A 16,815-nucleotide genomic window follows, 5' to 3' on the forward strand; every position below is an offset into this window, starting at 1 on the left:
CCGCCCGTGCACTCGCCCCGGACGCTGCGGGAGCTGTTCGGCTACGGCGTTCTCGGCCTGCCGCTGGCGGCGCTGGGGCTGCCCCTGGTGGTCTATCTGCCGGCCTATTACGCGACGCTGCCAGCGCTGGGCACCGGGCTGGTGGGCACCATGCTGATCGTGGCCCGCTTCTTCGACGTGGTGTCCGACCCCGCCATCGGGTGGGCTTCCGACCGTTTTCCCACGCGCTTCGGCCGGCGCCGACCCTGGATTGCGGCCGGCGTGCCGCTACTGATGGTGGCCGCCTGGTTCCTGTTCGTGCCGCCGGATTCCGCCGGCTGGGGCTATCTGCTGAGCTGGAGTGTGCTGGCCTATCTGGGCTGGACGCTGATCTATCTTCCCTACACCACGCTCGGGGCCGAGCTATCCGGCGATTACGACGAGCGTTCCCGGGTCACTGCCTTCCGGGAAGGATTCTTTGCGCTGGGCACGCTGGTGGCGATCGCGCTGCCGGCTCTGATTGCCGGTGGCCAGGGTGGCGATGCCGCCGGGCTGGCGGCGGTGGCCGTGTTTCTGCTGATAGGGCTGCCGCTGGCGGCCGGGATTTTCCTGTGGCTGGTGCCCGAGCCGCGTCACATCCGCCGACAGCCGCCCGACTGGGCCCGAGGCTTGCGGCTGCTGGCGGGCAACGCCCCGTTCCGGCGGTTGCTGATTGCGTATCTGCTCAACGGGGCCGCCAACGGTTTGCCGGCCGCGCTGTTCATGTTCTTCGTGCTGCATGTGCTGGGGGGCGACCAGATCGTGGCTGGTGCCTTCCTGGGGGTCTATTTCCTGTCCGCCATCGCCGGTTTGCCGGTGTGGCTGTGGCTGGGGCGGGGCTGGAGCAAGCACCGGCTGTGGTGCACCTCGATGCTGTTCGTTTCGGCGGTGTTCGCGTTCGTGCCGCTGCTCGGCGAGGGGGATTATCTGGGCTACGCGCTGATCTGCATTCTGGGCGGCAGCGTGCTCGGCATCGATCAGGCCATCCCCGCCTCGATTCAGGCGGATGTCATCGACGAGGACACGGCGGGTGGCGGCGACGGTCGGGCCGGGCTGTATTTCGGCCTCTGGGGCATGGCCACCAAGCTGGCTTTCGCCTTGTCGCTGGTGGCCTTCCCGATTCTCGAGTGGTCCGGCTTCGATGCCTCGGCCGAGAGCAACAGTGATGGCTCCCTGGTGGTACTCGCGCTGCTCTACGGCGTTCTGCCTGTCGCGGTGAAGGTCGGCGTGGTGGCGCTCATGTGGCGTTTCCCGCTGGGGCGGGAACGGCATGCGCATCTGCAGGCCAGCATCGAGTCGGCCTCGTCGTCATAAATCGGTAACCGGTCTGTCGCAATCGCGACACCGTATCGACATCTCCGGGTGACACGCTTCGCGGTTCGAGGTAATCACTCAGGGAGACAAGTCGATGTCATTATTACGCGCTGCGGGAGCCACGCCGCTCCTGCTTTGTCTACTGGCCGCCGGTTGTGGCGGCGATAACAACGGCGCGGCTGGCGACGGCGGCGCGCCGTCCGTTGCCGCCAATGCCGTGGCGGTGGCGCCCGGGCCGGACTGCCCCACGGGCGGGGTCGAGGTTGAAACCGGTATCGATGAGAATCTGAACGGTGTGCTCGACGACGATGAAGTCGACGAGTCGGCGATTCTCTGCAACGGTGAGAATGGCGCCGATGGTCTGTCCGCCGCGATTCTCGTTGACAATGACACTGGCGACAGCTGCAGCACCGCGGGTATCCGCGTGCGCGTCGGCCAGGACGACAACGGCAACGGCACGCTGGACGCGCCGGGCGAGGTGGATGATACGGCCATCGCTTGCAATGCCTCGCTGGCCGGTCTGCGGCTCGAGCAAATCGGGCGCTACGAGTCCGGCGTATTCGATGAAAGTGCCGCCGAGATCGTGGCTCACGATCCGGGTTCGCAGCGTCTTTTCGTCGTGAATGCCGATGCCGCGACCCTGGACGTGCTCGACATCGCCGATCCCACCAATCCGGTGCTGGACGACACGATTTCGGCCGGTGACAACTGGTCGGATTCCGGCGGCATCAACAGCGTCGCCGTGTCTTCCGGTGGCCTGGTTGCGGCGGCGGTCGAGAACGACAACGGCAGCCTGAACGGTCGGGTGCAGTTCTACGATGCCGCCTCATTGGCGTTTCTCGGTCAGGTCGAGGTCGGCAACCTGCCCGATCTGGTGACCTTCGCCGATGCCGATACCGCGCTGGTGGCCAACGAGGGCGAGCCGAACAGCGATTACTCGGTGGACCCCGAGGGCTCGGTGAGTGTCATCGACGCCAGCGACCCGACCAACCCCACGGCCATGACCGCCAGCTTCATGGAGTTCAACGTTGATGGCCCGCGGGCGGCCGAGGTGCCGGACGAGATGCGCCTGTTCGGAAATTTCGGGCGGACTGCGCTTACGGTGAATGACTTTGCCGATACCGATCCGGCCACGCTGACCGTCAACGACGCCAGTGGTTTGGCAGCGAACGACTTCTTCACCCTGGCCAGCAGCGAGGGCGACCCGATTCTCTACCGGGTGGCCTCGGTTACCGGCAATGTGGTTACTCTGACCGACGAGTTCGACGGCGATTCCGAAGTCGACGATCCCGCCACCGTCCTGACTGCGTACCTGCACGACGGCATGTCCAGCGTGGCCCAGGACGTGGAGCCGGAATACATTGCGGTAGCCCCCGATGGCCAGAAGGCCTGGGTGACGCTGCAGGAGAACAATGCGGTGGCCCAGATCGACATCGCCACCGCTTCGGTCGATGCCATCATCGCCCTCGGCTTCAAGGATCACAGCATCCCCGGCAACGAGCTGGACGCTGGCAACAACGACGACCGGGTCAAGATTCAGAGCTGGCCGCTGATGGGCATGTACATGCCGGACTCGATCGCATCTTATGAAGTGGGCGGCCAGACCTATTACGTGACTGCCAACGAGGGTGACGCCCGTGAATACGACGCTTTCGTGGAAGAGGTGAAGGTCGAGGACGTCGGTATCGATCCGGATACGTTCGCCGATGCGGACTTCCTGGAAGACGACGAGAACGTCGGCGATATCAACACTACCATCGCGAATATCGACGACGTCGATACCGATGGCGACGGTCTGCTGGATGAAATCCGCGTATTCGGCGCCCGCAGCTTCAGCATCTGGGCTGACGACGGCACCCGCGTGTTCGATAGCGGCAGCGATTTCGCGGTGGAAACCGCCAACCGCTACGGGCTGGATTTCAACAACGACAACGCCGAATCCGACGGCGACGGCCGCAGCGACAACAAGGGCAGTGAGCCTGAGGCGGTTACGGTTGCGGAATTCAACGGCCGCCAGTACGCGTTCATCGGCCTGGAGCGCATGGGCGGCATCATGGTGTACGACGTCAGCAACCCCGCGGCGCCGACGTTCGTGCACTACAGCAACAACCGGAACTTCGCCATCGATATCGAGGATGACATCGATGATGGCGGTCTGGCGGCCGGCGCCGCCGGTGATCTCGGTCCCGAGAGCATCGTGTTCATCCCGGCGGCCGACAGCCCGCTGGGTGACGGTGTGCCGCTGCTGGCGGTGGGCAACGAGGTCAGCGGCACCACCACGATCTACCGGGTGATCGGCAACTAACGGATCATGCCGGCGTGATTCGACCCCGGCAGCCTCGGCTGCCGGGGTTTTTTCATGGTGCCGATGCCAGCATCCGGCTCAGGTCCGCCGCCATCTGGTCGGCGGTAACGTCCTGATTGAACAGCAGCCTGGCTTGTCCCTGCCGGTCGAAGGCAAAAACGGCGCTGCTGTGCGAGACGAGGTAGAAGCCATCCTCGTCGGGTTCGCCGTAGCCGTAGGTCACGCGAAACCGCTTGTGCAGGGCCTTGAGCTGTTTCTGGTTCCCGGTCAGGCCGATCACCTGGTCACCGAAGCCGCTGGTGTATTCCCGCAGCCGGGCGGGATCATCGCGCTCGGGGTCCACGCTGACGAACAGTACCCGCATGGCCTCGCGTTGCGCTTCGGGAAGCTGCTTCAGGGCCGCCTGGATGCGGGCGAGGGTGATGGGGCAGATATCCGGGCAGTAGGTGTAGCCGAAGAACATCAGTCGCGGGTGATCGGCCCGGGCGGCCTCGGTCACCGTCTCGCCGGTTTCATTGGTCAGCTCGTAGGTAAGGTCGGGCATGATCCCGGCGATGTCATGGCCGTTCCATTCGGGCTCACCACTACTGCAGGCGGCCAGCAGGCTCGCCGCCAGCGACAGCGCAATCAGGTATCGGCATGGCATGGGCATCAACTCGTCGCGGATTGAGGGGCGGCGTCGGACACGGTCGGCCGGCGCTCGTGGTTGAATATGAACCGGATCAGGATCAGCGTCGAAATCACGCTCATCATCGCCGCGGGTATCCAGGTGACCAGACCGCCCAGCTGCTGGTCCAGCAGCGGCGATACCGGCCAGGCCCGCCCGCACACCGCGTAGACATCGAACACCACGTCAGGGTTCAGATAAATCCAGGCGCCCAGTGCAATCTGCGGCACCATCACCGCCCACAGCACCAGCACGCGCAGGCCGATGCCGCGCGTCACCGGCGTGGCACCGGGTGGCCGCGGATCGAGCATGAACCACCAGAACAGCAGTCCGTCCACCGCCATGCTCAGGTTCATCAGCCAGTACAGCCGAGCGCTCAGCATGGCGTCGAAATGAATCGACGGCGTCAGCCAGTAGAAGATCAGGCCCACGAACAGGAAACCCGCGATGAAGGGCTGCTGCAGGATGCGGTAGAGCAGGCGGATGGGCGGGCTCTCCACGATCAGCGCACCCAGCCGCCGTAGCCAGCCCGGTGCGCCGGCTGCCAGGATGGCGGAGGGCATCGACAGGGCGATCAGGAACGGGCCCAGGTGATGCAGTATCAGGTGCTGGATGCGATGGATGAAGAACATGTACTGGGCGTAGTAATCCACGCCGGTCTGCATCACCACGTACATGCTGCTCAGCCCGATGCCGAAGGCCAGGGCGGCCGGCGCATCCCGCCAGCGCCGCCGGCGGGCCAGGCCGCGCCCATAGCACCAGGCGGTCAGCGCGAACAGCGCAATCAGCCACCACTGGGTTTCCCAGGGCAGCAGCAGAAAGGCCCAGTCGGTCATTGGATCATTGGTTGCGGGTTACCAGTCGACAGGTGTCTGATAGCGAAGCAGCATGCCGTTCGGGCCATCCGCCGGCACCAGGACGGCATGCGCCACGTCACGGGCGGCATCGTCCGGCGTGCGCGGCGCTTTCGCCCCGCCCATGTCGGTCGCGACCCAGCCCGGATCGACGGCATTGATTTTAACGTTACCGCGGGTTTCGTGCGCGGCGATGCGGGTCAGCGTGTTGACCGCGCTCTTGGCCACCCGGTAAGCGGTCATGCCCGGCCCCGGCGGCGCGCCGCCATAGCCGGAGGTCAGATTGACGACTCGCCCGAATCCGCGTTCGTTCATGCCCGGCAGCAGGCCGTGCAGCAGCCGCCAGGCTCCGAGGAAATGGACCTCGAAAGCCCGGCGGATAGTGGCCTCGTCCACATCGAAAAAGCCGGCGCCCAGGTCATCAAACACGCCGGCGTTGTTTACCAGCGCGTCGATGCCGTCCGGCTCGGCTGCAGTCTCGTCGAGCAGGCGCTGACAGGCCGCTGCGTCGGTGACGTCGAGCGCCCGGCCGGTCACGCTCGCGCCGGTTTCAGTCTGCAGCCTCTGCGCCGCGACCGCGATGTCGGATGCGTTACGGCCGGTCAGAAGCAGCTCGTGGCCGGCGCCGGCCAGCAGGCGTGCGGTGGCCAGGCCGATCCCACGGTTGGCGCCGGTCAGCAGGATTCTCACGGCAATGGCCGGGCGGCGAATCGGGCCTGCAACTCGAACGCCTTCCGGTTGCCGGCCTCGATGGTGACCGTGACGTCGAGTTCGGCCTGCCCGCGGTCGGCGAAGTCCGCCGCGAATCGGCCATCATCGCGACAGCGGGCAGTGGCCAGCAGGTCCTGTCTGACCGGGCGCCGATAGTCGGCGTCGGCGTGCTGGACCACCACCATGCCCCGGCCGTCGAGTTTCAGACTGGCCAGGCCCCAGCCGGCCACCAGCGCCACGGTATACAGGCTGCCGCCAAAGGCGGTGCCGTAGTGATTGGCATTGGCCGCCAGCGGGGCGGTGACGGTCAGCCGGTCGTCCCCGGCATCAGCCAGCGTAATCTGCATGGCCGCAGCCAGCGGAATGTGCTGATTGAGCAGCGCCTGCAGTGCCTTGCGTTGCTCGCCGGTCATGGGTCGACGACCGTGATCGGGTCACCCACGGTCAGGCCCAGCTGATCCGCGGCGCTGCCCTGATTGACCGCGACTTCCGCCAGGCCCAGGGAATTGACGTACCAGAAGGCCTCGCCCGGAGCGACCGCGCCGAAGGTCTCGGCTCGCGGTAGGTGGCGCTCCGCCACGATCAGGCGGGCGTCCGCCGGCCAGGTCCGTGGTCGCAGACCGGTCATCGCGTTGCCGTAATCGTCGATGTAGATCACGGCCGAGCGATCCGCGTCCGCGACGGCCGCCGCCGCGCGCGGCGCCAGGCGTTGCGCCGGATCACCGCCGCCGGCGAGGTGGCCGGCCACCGGCGCGAACAGATCGCGGCCGTGAAAGCTGGTGGACAACCGATCCGGCCGCCAGGTGATGTCGTACCAGCTGGCCTGTTCGGCACGCGCGGCGACCACGTCGAACAGGCCGTTGTCGGGGCCGATGTACCAGCGTTCATTCGCCTGCAGGGCGACGGGGGCACGGTGGGTGCCCACGCCCGGGTCCACCACCCCGAGCAGCACGCTGGCCCGCGGCAGGTCGGGGGTGAGTGCGGCCAGCAGGTGGGCGGAGGCCGCCGGGTCGAAGGCCGGGGCGTCGTTCAACAGATCGACCACCGGGCAGTCAGGGGCGCAGCCGGCGAGCACCAGGCGCATCTGGCCCAGGTAGGGGCCGTGGGGGCCGAAATCGGTAAACAGGGCAATCAACGGGGGTCGTCGTCCCGGTCCCATTCATCCTGGCTCAGGTCGCGCAGCTTGCTGCGATCGACGTGTTTGAGTTCCTCGCGGGTACGCCGGATGTGGGCCCGCACGAAGTGGGCGATTCCCAGCCCGATCAGGACCAGCAGCAGGGTCAGCAGCAGCATGCGCATCAGTTTGTTTCCCGATCGTCAGAGTTGGCCATTCGTTGGCTGATTTCGGCATCGCGAGCCGCCCACAATTCATTCAGCCAAGCCCGGAAGCGTTCGGCATAGTCCGGGTCGTTCTCGTAATCGCCCCGGCGCAGGGCCTCGGGGATGTCCAGCCGGCGGAGAACGGCATGGACCGGCGGCATGCGCCCGCAGGCGTAATCCCAGGCGCTGGGCCGGTCGACACCCCGATAGGTGATCATGAGTTCCATCACCCCGTCCAGTACGTCACCCATGGCGTTGAGCATGAACGCGGTACCGCCCGCCTTGGGCCGCAGCATGGTCCGGTAGGGGGATTGCCGGCCCGCCCGCTTGGCCGGAGTCGAGCGGGTGCCCTCCGCGTAGTTGACCACGGTGACCGATTGATGGCGATAGATCTCGCAGGCCCGCCGCGTGGTGTCCAGATCGCGCCCGGCCAGCGCCGGGTTGCGCTCGATCTGCTTGCGCGTGTAGCGGCGCATGTAGGGGAAATCCAGCGCCCAGGTGGCGAAGCCGATGAACGGCACCCACAGCATCTGTCGCTTGATGAACCAGCGGGGGAAGGGCAGCGTCCGATCCAGGGCACGGATCAGCACCGGGATGTCGGCCCAGCTCTGATGATTGCCGATCAGCAGGTAACGCCCATTGGTATCCGGCGGAATGCCGATATCGACCACTACCGGCTGGCAGGAGATGTAATCGGTGGTCCAGGTAATGGTGCGCACCCAGGCGCGGCAGAACCACAGCATGTAGGCAACGCAGGCGCGCCGGAACCCGGCATGTGGCACCAGCAGCTTGGCCACTGCGCCGGGCAGGAAGCCGGTGAACAGCACCATCAGCGACAGGCTCACGACCAGGGCCGCGAGCACGCCGCGAAGTGTCGGGGGCAGGACTGCCATCATCGCCGGTCGGGGTGGCCGCCGGCCAGCCGGGTCATCGTGTTCATGGGCCAGATTTTACACCGGCCGCTGACAACGTTTCAGCGGTGGAAGCTGCCGCTGAGTTCGTGCACGGCATCGACCAGCGTCGCCACGTGGTCGGGGTTCACCTCGGGTGTGACGCCGTGGCCGAGGTTGAAGATGTGGCCCGGGCCCGGGCCGTAGTCGGCCAGAATCGTGCCGACCTTGTCCCGGATGACGGCGGGATCGGCATACAGGGCCGCGGGGTCGAGGTTCCCCTGCAACGCCACCCGATCGCCCACCCGTTGCCGGGCCGATCCGATATCGATGGTCCAGTCCAGTCCCACGGCGTCGCAGCCGGTATCGGCAATCGATTCCAGCCAGGCCCCGCCGCCCTTGGTGAACAGGATCACGGGTACCCGATTGCCCTGCGCGTCCGGCCGCAGTCCGGCCACGATGCGCTGCATGGTGGCCAGAGAGAACTGGCGGTACCCGGCCGGGGTGAGCACGCCGCCCCAGGTGTCGAATATCTGCACCGCCTGGGCGCCGGCCGCAATCTGGCCGTTCAGGTAATCGGTGACTGTATCGGCCAGCAGACCGAGCAGCGTTTCCAGCGCGACCGGATCGTTGTAGGCCAGCGCCTTGATGCGGCGGAAATCCTTGCTGGGCCCGCCCTCGACCATGTAGGTGGCCAGGGTCCAGGGGCTGCCGGCGAAGCCGATCAGGGGCACGCGGCCGTCCAGTTCCCGCCTGATGGTGCGCACCGCGTTCATGACATAGCCGAGGTCGTCCTCCGCATCCGGTTTGCCCAGGCGGGCGATGGCGGCCGCGTCCTGCACCGGGCGTTCGAACTTCGGCCCCTCGCCGGGGGTGAAGTACAGGCCCAGCCCCATGGCCTCCGGAATGGTGAGGATGTCCGAAAACAGGATCGCCGCGTCCAGATCGAAGCGCCGCAGCGGCTGCATGGTCACCTCGCAGGCCAGCTCGGCGTTGCGGCACAGGTCCATGAAACTGCCGGCCTGATCCCGCGTGGCACGGTATTCGGGCAGGTAGCGCCCAGCCTGGCGCATCAGCCAGACGGGGGTGCGGTCCACCGGTTCACGGCGCAGGGCTTTCAGCAGTCGGTCATTTTTCATAAGGCGAGCGGAACCGCAAAGGACGCAAGGAGCGCAAAGGGCCATTATGGATAAGCACAGCCTTCGCGCTCCTTGCGGTTAATGGCTTTTCGACAGGGCGCCGGCGATCTCGGATTGAATGGTTTCTGCCGCGGCCCTGGGGTCGTCGGCGTCGCGGATGGGCCGTCCCACGACCAGGTAGTCCGATCCGGCCCGGATCGCCTCGCGCGGGGTCATGACCCGCTTCTGGTCGTCGTCGTTGTCCACCGGTCGGATGCCGGGCGTGACCGCAATCAGCCGGTCCGGCGCCTCGGCGCGCAGGGCGGCGACCTCCATGCCGGAGGACACCACGCCGTCGCAGCCGGCCGCCAGCGCGCGGCGGGCGCGGGACAGCACCAGCGACTCGACGTCGCAGGCGAAGCCCAAATCATCGAGATCGCCGCGATCCAGGCTGGTCAGGGCCGTCACGGCGAGAATCTTCAGCGGCCCGCGTTTGGCCTCGGCGGCAGCTTCCATGATCGCCTGGTTGCCGTGCACGGTGGCGAAATCCACCTCCCGCTCGGCCAGTCGGGCGATGGCTCGGCCCACGGTGGCCGGCACGTCGAACAGCTTGAGGTCGACGAACACCTTCTTGTCGCGCTCGCGCAGCCAGTCGATCAGGTCCAGGAACCCTTCCGACAGCGCCAGTTCCAGCCCGACCTTGTAGAACACGACGGCATCGTCTAGCTGCTCGACCAGCTGCCGCGCGGCGATGTGGTGCGGGACGTCGAGCGCGACGATGAGACGCTCGCGGGCGGGGATCGTGAACATCAGGTGCCTGTCAGCAGGAAATCGATGGCGCCGAGAATGGTATCGCGTTCGGCGGAAAGGTCGGCGACCCAGTCTCGAAGCTCCCGCGCCGGCAGGCCGGCGAGATCGGGTGACGCGAGGATGACGCGCCGGTCCGCGACAATGAACGCCGGATGCAGGCGCGTCAGGCAGGGGCCGAATACCTCGGCGTCCACCAGGGGCGCCACCAGACGGCTATCAATGGTCACGATATCCGATTGAAGGTCGAGCAGGAACGGCACCTGCTCCGCGCTTGGTCGCGGATTGCGGTAGGCCTGATACTGCGCCATTTAGAAGGAAACCAGATCCCGGTTCCAGAGTCCGTCGCGCTCGATGCGCTCATTGTAGGCCCGGATGGCGTCCCGGTTTTCCTCCTGCCAGCGCCGCGCTCGCATTTCACGATTGCGTTCGACGAGTGTCTGCTCGAACAGCTGCGACAGATTGACGTTCAGCGCACGCGCGTCGCGCAGCACCGACTCGTCCACGGAAAGATTGATTCGCGCCTTGGCCATGCGCGCAAGTATGCGCATGAATCATGCGCACGGCAAGGCCATTGCTCGGCGCGTGCGCGTCCGTTTCGTTTAACCGCAAAGGTCGCCAAGGACGCAAAGGTTGTCTGAATCCAGTCCCTTTGCGCTTCTTTGCGTCCTTCGCGGTTCAGGTCCCGCTTGCCAACGTCTCAAACGCCAAGGTAGTCGAGGATGCCCTGGCCGGCTTCCCGGCCCTCGAACACCGCCGTGACAACCAGATCGGAGCCACGCACCATGTCGCCACCGGCGAACACCTTGGGGTTGGAGGTCTGGAAGCGGAATTCGCCGTCGCCGGCGGCGATCACGCGGCCGCCGTCATCCACGTCGATGGTGTGGTCGTCGAACCAGTCCTGCGGGTTCGGCCGGAAGCCGAAGGCGATGATCACCCGGTCGGCCGGGATCACTTCCTCGGTGCCGGGCACCGGTTCGGGCCGCTGGCGGCCGCGGGCATCGGGGGCGCCGAGCTTGGTGGTGACCACCTTCACGCCCTCGACCTTGCCGTCGCCGACGATTTCCACCGGCTGACGGTTGAACTTGAACTTGACCCCTTCTTCCTTGGCGTTGGCCACCTCGCGCGCGGAGCCGGGCATGTTCTCCTCGTCGCGGCGGTAGGCGCAGGTCACGCTTTTCGCGCCGTGGCGGATGGAGGTGCGGTTGCAGTCCATGGCGGTGTCGCCGCCGCCGAGCACGACCACACGCTGGCCGCGCATGTTGATGAATTGCCGGGAATCGGTTTCCAGCCCCAGTTCGCGGTTGATGTTCGAGACCAGGAAGGGCAGGGCCTCGTACACGCCCTCGAGTTCCTCGCCCGGGAATCCGCCTTTCATGTAGGTGTAGGTGCCCATGCCCATGAACACGGCGTCGTGCTGCTCGAGCAACTGCTCCATGGACACGTCTCTGCCCACCTCGACGCCGAGACGGAATTCCACGCCCATGCCTTCCATGACCTCGCGGCGGGTTTCGACCACTTCCTTTTCCAGCTTGAACGGCGGGATGCCGAAGGTCAGCAAGCCGCCGATGCGCGGGTACTTGTCGTACACCACGGCCTTCACGCCGCTGCGGACCAGGATGTCGGCGGCACCCAGCCCGGCCGGCCCGGCTCCGATCACCGCCACCTTCTTGTCGGTCCACTTCACGTGGGAGACATCCGGCCGCCAGCCCTGCTTGAAGGCCTCGTCGGTGATGTACTTCTCCACCGAGCCGATGGAGATGGCGCCGAAGCCGTCATTCATGGTGCAGGCGCCCTCGCACAGCCGGTCCTGCGGGCAGATGCGGCCGCAGATTTCGGGCAGCGTGTTGGTCTGGTGCGACAGCTCCGCCGCCTCGAACAGATTGCCCTCGTCGACCAGCTTCAGCCAGTTGGGAATGTAGTTGTGCACCGGACACTTCCACTCGCAGTACGGGTTGCCGCAGGAAATGCAGCGTCCGGCCTGCTTGGCCGCCGTTTCCTTGTCGAATTGCCCGTAGATTTCGGCGAATTCGTGGATGCGCACCGAGGCCTCGACCTTGGGCGGATCCTGCCGCGGCATTTCCAGGAATTGCAGGTTGTTCTTTGCCATGAGCGAGTTACTGAAAAGATTGGCGACCCGCAAGGCACGCAACAGGCATGAAGCGTTGCGTGCCTTGCGGTTCTAGGTGTCCGGCAACGGCTGGGCCGCGCCGTGCGAATCAGGCAGCCCGGTTCAGGGTGTCGAGCACGGTGTTGACGTCCTCGGCCTTGGGCTTGACCAGCCAGAACTGTCCGACGTAGTCACGAAAGTTGTCCAGGATCTGCTGGCCCCAGGCGCTTCCGGTCGCCTCGACGTAATCGACGATCAGCGATCGCAGGTAATGCCGGTGGGCCTCCATGTTCTCGGCCACGACGCGATGGATGTCGATCAGCTCGTGATTGTAGCGGTCGACGAATTCACGTTTTTCATCCAGCACGTAGGCCATGCCGCCGGTCATGCCGGCGCCGAAGTTGATGCCGGTGTGACCCAGCACCACGATGCAGCCGCCGGTCATGTACTCGCAGCCGTGGTCACCCACGCCTTCCACCACGGCGTGGGCGCCGGAATTGCGGACCCCGAAGCGCTCGCCGGCCAGGCCGGCCGCGTACAGGGTGCCGCCGGTGGCGCCGTACAGGCAGGTGTTGCCGATAATGGTGGCTTCGTTAGTCTTGTAGGCCACGCCGGCTGGCGGCCGGATCACGATGCGGCCGCCAGCCATGCCCTTGCCGACGTAGTCGTTGGCGTCGCCGGTCAGGTCCAGGTGCAGCCCGCCGGCATTGAACACGCCGAAGCTCTGCCCGACGGTGCCGCTCAGCTTGAGTGTGATCGGGTTGTCGGCCATGCCCTGGTTGCCGTGGCGGCGGGCAATTTCGCCGGACAGGCGCGCGCCGATGGAGCGGTTGTTGTTCTGCACGCGGTAGCTGAATTCCCCGCCCCGCTGATGCTCGATGGCGTCGAGTGCGTCCACCACCATCTGTTCGGCCAGCTCGCCCTTGTCATAGGGCTCGTTATGCGGCTCCAGGCAGTAGCGGGGCACGTCGTCGGCCAGACCGCCCTTGGACAAGATGGGCGACAGGTCCAGGTGCCGCTGCTTGTCGGTGTCGCCCGGAAGCAGCTCGAGCAGGTCGGTGCGCCCGATCAGTTCCTCCAGCGAACGTACGCCCAGACCGGCCATCAATTCGCGGGTTTCCTGGGCCACGAAGCGGAAGAAGTGCTGCACCATCTCGGGCAGGCCGATGAAGTGCCGCGCGCGCAGCGTCTCGTTCTGCGTGGCCACCCCGGTGGCGCAGTTGTTCAGGTGGCACACGCGCAGGTACTTGCAGCCCAGGGCCACCATCGGCGCGGTGCCGAAGCCGAAGGATTCCGCCCCCAGAATGGCGGCCTTGATCACGTCCACGCCGGTCTTGAGGCCGCCGTCGGTCTGTACCCGCACCTTGTCGCGCAGATCGTTGGCGCGCAGGGTCTGGTGGGTCTCGGTCAGGCCCAGTTCCCAGGGCGTGCCGGCATAGCGAACGGAGGTCAGCGGCGAGGCGCCGGTACCGCCGTCGTAGCCGGAAATGGTGATCAGGTCCGCGTAGGCCTTGGCCACGCCGGCGGCGATGGTGCCCACGCCCGGGCCGGACACCAGTTTCACCGACACCAGCGCCTGCGGATTGACCTGCTTGAGGTCGAAGATCAGCTGCGCCAGGTCCTCGATCGAGTAGATGTCGTGGTGCGGCGGCGGACTGATCAGCGCCACGCCCGGCTTGGAATAGCGCAGGCTGGCGATCATCTCGTTGACCTTGTGGCCGGGCAGCTGGCCGCCCTCGCCGGGCTTGGCGCCCTGGGCCACCTTGATCTGCAGCACCTCGGCGTTGACCAGGTAGTGCGGGGTGACGCCGAAGCGGCCGGAGGCCACCTGCTTGATCTTGGACATCTTGTCGGTGCCGAAGCGCGCGCTGTCCTCGCCACCCTCGCCGGAATTGGAGCGCCCGCCCATGCGGTTCATGCCCTGGGCCAGGGCCTCGTGCGCCTCGGGTGACAGCGCCCCGAGCGACATGCCGGCGGAGTCGAAGCGCTTGGTGATCGCTTCGATCGGTTCCACGTCGTCGACCTTGATCGGCTCGATGTCGTCACGCAGCCGGAACAGATCACGCAGGACCGTGACCGGACGGTTCTGGACGATGTCGGCGTAGACCCGGTACTTGTCGTAGTCACCGGTCTGCACGGCGTCGTGCAGGGTGGCGATCACGTCCGGGTTGTAGGCGTGATATTCCTGCCCGTGGACGAACTTGAGAATGCCGCCCTGATTGATGGCCACGCGCGGATTCCAGGCAATGGCGGCCAGGCGGGCCTGATCCCCGTGCAGGTCGGCGAACATCGCGCCCTGCACCCGGCTGGTGGTGCCGGTGAAGCACAGGTTCACCACTTCGTCGTGCAGGCCGACGATCTCGAACAGCTGGGCCCCGCGATAACTGGTGATCGTGGAGATGCCCATCTTGGACATGATCTTGTACAGGCCCTTGTTGATGCCCTTGCGGTAGGCCGTGCACAGCTCCTGCGCGGGCGTTCCCTGGATCTGGCCGCAGCGGGCCAGATCGTTGAGGCATTCGTAGGCCAGATACGGATGCACCGCGGTGGCGCCGTAGCCGATCAGGCAGGCGAAATGATGCGAATCGCGGGCGGTCGCGGTTTCCACCACCAGGTTGGCGTCGCAGCGCAGATTCTCGTGCACCAGCCGGTGATGCACCGCGCCCACGGCTAGCAGCGCGTGAACCGGCATCCGGTCCTGCTGGATGTGGCGATCGGACAGCACCAGAATGGTGGTGCCCGCGCGCACCGCGGCCACGGCTTCGTCGCAGACCCGTTCGACGGCCGTCTGCAACCCGCCATCGGCCTGGCTTTCATCCGGGCTGTACTGGAGATCGATGACGGTATGCGCGTAATCCGCGTCGTCGAGCGCCAGTAGCTGCCGGAACTTGCCGGTGGATAGCACCGGGGAATCCACCACCAGCCGCTTGGCCCGTTCGGGGCCTTCGTCGAACACGTTGCGCTCGCGGCCGAAGCAGGTCTCCAGGCTCATCACGATGCGTTCGCGTAGGCTGTCGATGGCCGGGTTGGTCACCTGGGCAAACTGCTGGCGGAAGTAATCGAACAGCACCCGGTCGACGCGCGACAGCACCGGGAAAGGCGTGTCGTCGCCCATCGAGCCAGTGGCCTCCTGGCCGGCCTCGGCCAGCGGCCGCAGCACCTGGTCGCGTTCCTCGAACGACACCAGGAACAGCTTTTCGTAAACCTTGACCTGATCGCGTTCCAGCCAGTCGTTGAGGTCGTCGCCGTCGAGGCGGGATTCCAGCTCGCGCGCGTGCTCCTTCAGCCACTGCTTGTACGGGGCGCGCTTCGCCAGCCGCTCGTCGATCTGACGCGGCTGGATCAGCTCGCCGGTTTCGGTATCCACGGCAATCATGTCGCCGGGCTTGAGCCGGCCCTTGGCCACCACCTGCTCGGGTTCGTAGTCCCACACCCCGATTTCCGAGGCCAGGGTGATGTGCCGGTCGTTGGTGATAACCCAGCGGGCGGGGCGCAGGCCGTTGCGGTCAAGGCAGCAGGCGGCGTAGCGGCCGTCGGTAAGCACGATGCCGGCCGGGCCGTCCCAGGGCTCCATGTGCATGGAGTTGTATTCATAGAAGGCGCGCAGGTCCGCGCTCATGTAATCCACGTTCTGCCACGCCGGGGGCATCATCAGCCGCATGGCGTAGAAGATGTCCATGCCGCCGGCCAGGAGCACTTCCAGCATGTTGTCCAGGCTCTGGGAGTCCGAGCCCTCCATCGATACCAGCGGCTGGATCGAGGCCATGTCTGGCAGCTTGTCGGAGGCGAACTTCCCGGCCCGGGCGGTGGACCAGTAACGGTTGCCCATGACGGTGTTGATCTCGCCGTTGTGGGCGAGATACCGGAACGGTTGGGCCAGACGCCACTGGGGCAGGGTGTTGGTGGAAAACCGCTGATGGAACACGCACAGCGAGGTTTCCAGCCGTTCGTCGGCCAGATCCTGATAGAAGTCGGGCAGGTAGGTGGGCATCACCATGCCCTTGTACGAAAACACCCGGGCGGACAGCGACGGCACGTAGAAGGTGTCGTCGTCGGGCAGGGCGTTCTCGGTGCGCCGGCGTGCAAATACCAGCCGGGCCTCGAACAGGTCGCCGTCCATGTCGTCGGGCGCATTGACGAACACCTGCTCGATCACCGGCAGGGTCTCGATTGCCTGGGCGCCGCAGACGCTGGCGTCGGTCGGCACCGCGCGCCAGCCGGCCAGTGTGAGCCCTTCGCGCTCGAGCTCCCGGGCCAGGGCCTTGCGCGCGGTGTCGGCCAGGGTTTCGTCACGATGCAGGAAGATCAGGCCTGAGGCGAAGCGCGCGCCCAGCTCGATACCGGCCTCGGCGGCAATGGTGCGCTGAAAGCTGGCCGGCTGCTTCATCAGGATGCCGCAGCCGTCGCCGGTCTTGCCGTCCGCTGCGACCGCGCCGCGATGGGTCAGCCGCTCCAGCGCCTTGATCGCGGTGTCCACCAGCCAGTGGCTGGGGCTGTCGTCCATGTTGGCGATCAGGCCGAAACCGCAGGCATCCTTTTCGAACTCGGGACGGTAGAGTCCCCCGGTCATCTTGTGCATAGCGTCATCCTCGGTGCCGCGGTCGCCGCCGGCACCTTTCCCGCGGGCGGCAGGATCAGGGACGAGCGGGAACGCGCCGGTTTCAGGGCCGCCCGTTGTGGCTGGTGGCGGCCGCGGCGATA

General features: G+C 66.3%; 15 protein-coding genes. 2 read left to right on the forward strand and 13 right to left on the reverse strand.

The genetic code is table 11. The annotated features are described in order from the left end of the window. The first annotated feature begins 6 nt into the window (after positions 1 to 6). Both RM531_RS14385 and RM531_RS14390 read left to right on the forward strand, forming a co-directional pair. Entirely contained in the window at positions 7 to 1,332 is a 1,326-nt protein-coding gene (locus tag RM531_RS14385; RefSeq protein WP_311660233.1) for an MFS transporter, read from the forward strand. Positions 1,333 to 1,426: 94 nt separating this feature from the next. Continuing rightward, positions 1,427 to 3,637: a choice-of-anchor I family protein gene (locus tag RM531_RS14390; protein WP_311660235.1), complete on the forward strand. Its 2,211-nt coding sequence runs from the start codon at positions 1,427 to 1,429 to the stop codon at positions 3,635 to 3,637. A gap of 52 nt (positions 3,638 to 3,689) precedes the next feature. Here RM531_RS14390 and RM531_RS14395 read toward each other — a convergent pair whose 3' ends face one another. The 13 genes from RM531_RS14395 to gltB all read right to left on the reverse strand — a co-directional run bounded on the left by RM531_RS14395 (position 3,690) and on the right by gltB (position 16,693). Beyond that, on the reverse strand, positions 3,690 to 4,283 hold the full coding sequence (locus RM531_RS14395; RefSeq protein ID WP_311660237.1) for an SCO family protein: 594 nt from the start codon (positions 4,281 to 4,283) through the stop codon (positions 3,690 to 3,692). Between the two features lie 5 nt (positions 4,284 to 4,288). Next, positions 4,289 to 5,140 carry a cytochrome c oxidase assembly protein gene (locus RM531_RS14400; protein WP_311660240.1) on the reverse strand — a complete coding sequence of 284 codons (852 nt, stop codon included), beginning with the start codon at positions 5,138 to 5,140 and terminating at the stop codon, positions 4,289 to 4,291. Between the two features lie 18 nt (positions 5,141 to 5,158). Then, positions 5,159 to 5,848 carry an SDR family NAD(P)-dependent oxidoreductase gene (locus RM531_RS14405; RefSeq protein ID WP_311660241.1) on the reverse strand — a complete coding sequence of 230 codons (690 nt, stop codon included), beginning with the start codon at positions 5,846 to 5,848 and terminating at the stop codon, positions 5,159 to 5,161. Then, positions 5,845 to 6,282 carry a YiiD C-terminal domain-containing protein gene (locus RM531_RS14410; RefSeq protein ID WP_311660242.1) on the reverse strand — a complete coding sequence of 146 codons (438 nt, stop codon included), beginning with the start codon at positions 6,280 to 6,282 and terminating at the stop codon, positions 5,845 to 5,847. The genes RM531_RS14405 and RM531_RS14410 overlap by 4 nt, the downstream gene beginning before the upstream one ends. Next, entirely contained in the window at positions 6,279 to 7,004 is a 726-nt protein-coding gene (locus RM531_RS14415; protein WP_311660243.1) for an SAM hydrolase/SAM-dependent halogenase family protein, read from the reverse strand. The genes RM531_RS14410 and RM531_RS14415 overlap by 4 nt, the downstream gene beginning before the upstream one ends. Next, a complete protein-coding gene (locus RM531_RS14420; RefSeq protein WP_311660245.1) occupies positions 7,001 to 7,168 on the reverse strand; it encodes a hypothetical protein in 168 nt (55 codons plus the stop codon). Before RM531_RS14420 ends, RM531_RS14415 begins: the two co-directional genes overlap by 4 nt. Beyond that, complete coding sequence (yihG, locus tag RM531_RS14425) at positions 7,168 to 8,085, reverse strand: 1-acylglycerol-3-phosphate O-acyltransferase, YihG family (RefSeq protein ID WP_311660246.1); 918 nt, start codon at positions 8,083 to 8,085, stop codon at positions 7,168 to 7,170. The genes RM531_RS14420 and yihG overlap by 1 nt, the downstream gene beginning before the upstream one ends. 77 nt (positions 8,086 to 8,162) lie before the next feature. Then, complete coding sequence (gene hemE, locus RM531_RS14430) at positions 8,163 to 9,218, reverse strand: uroporphyrinogen decarboxylase (protein ID WP_311660248.1); 1,056 nt, start codon at positions 9,216 to 9,218, stop codon at positions 8,163 to 8,165. Between the two features lie 78 nt (positions 9,219 to 9,296). Further along, positions 9,297 to 10,007 carry an orotidine-5'-phosphate decarboxylase gene (gene pyrF / locus RM531_RS14435; protein ID WP_311660249.1) on the reverse strand — a complete coding sequence of 237 codons (711 nt, stop codon included), beginning with the start codon at positions 10,005 to 10,007 and terminating at the stop codon, positions 9,297 to 9,299. Then, entirely contained in the window at positions 10,007 to 10,315 is a 309-nt protein-coding gene (locus RM531_RS14440) for a CcdB family protein (RefSeq protein ID WP_311660251.1), read from the reverse strand. The genes pyrF and RM531_RS14440 overlap by 1 nt, the downstream gene beginning before the upstream one ends. After that, positions 10,316 to 10,555 (reverse strand): type II toxin-antitoxin system CcdA family antitoxin, encoded by a 240-nt coding sequence (locus tag RM531_RS14445; protein WP_311660252.1) that lies wholly within the window; start codon positions 10,553 to 10,555, stop codon positions 10,316 to 10,318. 149 nt (positions 10,556 to 10,704) lie between these two features. Continuing rightward, a complete protein-coding gene (locus tag RM531_RS14450) occupies positions 10,705 to 12,114 on the reverse strand; it encodes an FAD-dependent oxidoreductase (protein WP_311660254.1) in 1,410 nt (469 codons plus the stop codon). Positions 12,115 to 12,223: 109 nt separating this feature from the next. Then, positions 12,224 to 16,693, reverse strand: a complete 4,470-nt coding sequence (gltB, locus tag RM531_RS14455; protein WP_311660256.1) for a glutamate synthase large subunit — start codon at positions 16,691 to 16,693, stop codon at positions 12,224 to 12,226. Positions 16,694 to 16,815: the final 122 nt, after the last annotated feature.

Source organism: Spectribacter acetivorans (assembly GCF_031846305.1).
GTDB lineage: Bacteria > Pseudomonadota > Gammaproteobacteria > Nevskiales > Salinisphaeraceae > Spectribacter > Spectribacter acetivorans.

Bases quoted from the DNA above. Each gene is read 5' to 3' on its own strand.
- RM531_RS14390 (WP_311660235.1), top strand. From the start codon at position 1,427: ATGTCATTATTACGCGCTGCGGGAGCCACGCCGCTCCTGCTTTGTCTA.
- RM531_RS14395 (WP_311660237.1), bottom strand. From the start codon at position 4,283: ATGCCATGCCGATACCTGATTGCGCTGTCGCTGGCGGCGAGCCTGCTG.
- RM531_RS14400 (WP_311660240.1), bottom strand. From the start codon at position 5,140: ATGACCGACTGGGCCTTTCTGCTGCTGCCCTGGGAAACCCAGTGGTGG.
- RM531_RS14410 (WP_311660242.1), bottom strand. From the start codon at position 6,282: ATGACCGGCGAGCAACGCAAGGCACTGCAGGCGCTGCTCAATCAGCAC.
- RM531_RS14420 (WP_311660245.1), bottom strand. From the start codon at position 7,168: ATGCGCATGCTGCTGCTGACCCTGCTGCTGGTCCTGATCGGGCTGGGA.
- yihG (WP_311660246.1), bottom strand. From the start codon at position 8,085: ATGATGGCAGTCCTGCCCCCGACACTTCGCGGCGTGCTCGCGGCCCTG.
- hemE (WP_311660248.1), bottom strand. From the start codon at position 9,218: ATGAAAAATGACCGACTGCTGAAAGCCCTGCGCCGTGAACCGGTGGAC.
- pyrF (WP_311660249.1), bottom strand. From the start codon at position 10,007: ATGTTCACGATCCCCGCCCGCGAGCGTCTCATCGTCGCGCTCGACGTC.
- RM531_RS14440 (WP_311660251.1), bottom strand. From the start codon at position 10,315: ATGGCGCAGTATCAGGCCTACCGCAATCCGCGACCAAGCGCGGAGCAG.
- RM531_RS14445 (WP_311660252.1), bottom strand. From the start codon at position 10,555: ATGCGCATACTTGCGCGCATGGCCAAGGCGCGAATCAATCTTTCCGTG.
- RM531_RS14450 (WP_311660254.1), bottom strand. From the start codon at position 12,114: ATGGCAAAGAACAACCTGCAATTCCTGGAAATGCCGCGGCAGGATCCG.
- gltB (WP_311660256.1), bottom strand. From the start codon at position 16,693: ATGCACAAGATGACCGGGGGACTCTACCGTCCCGAGTTCGAAAAGGAT.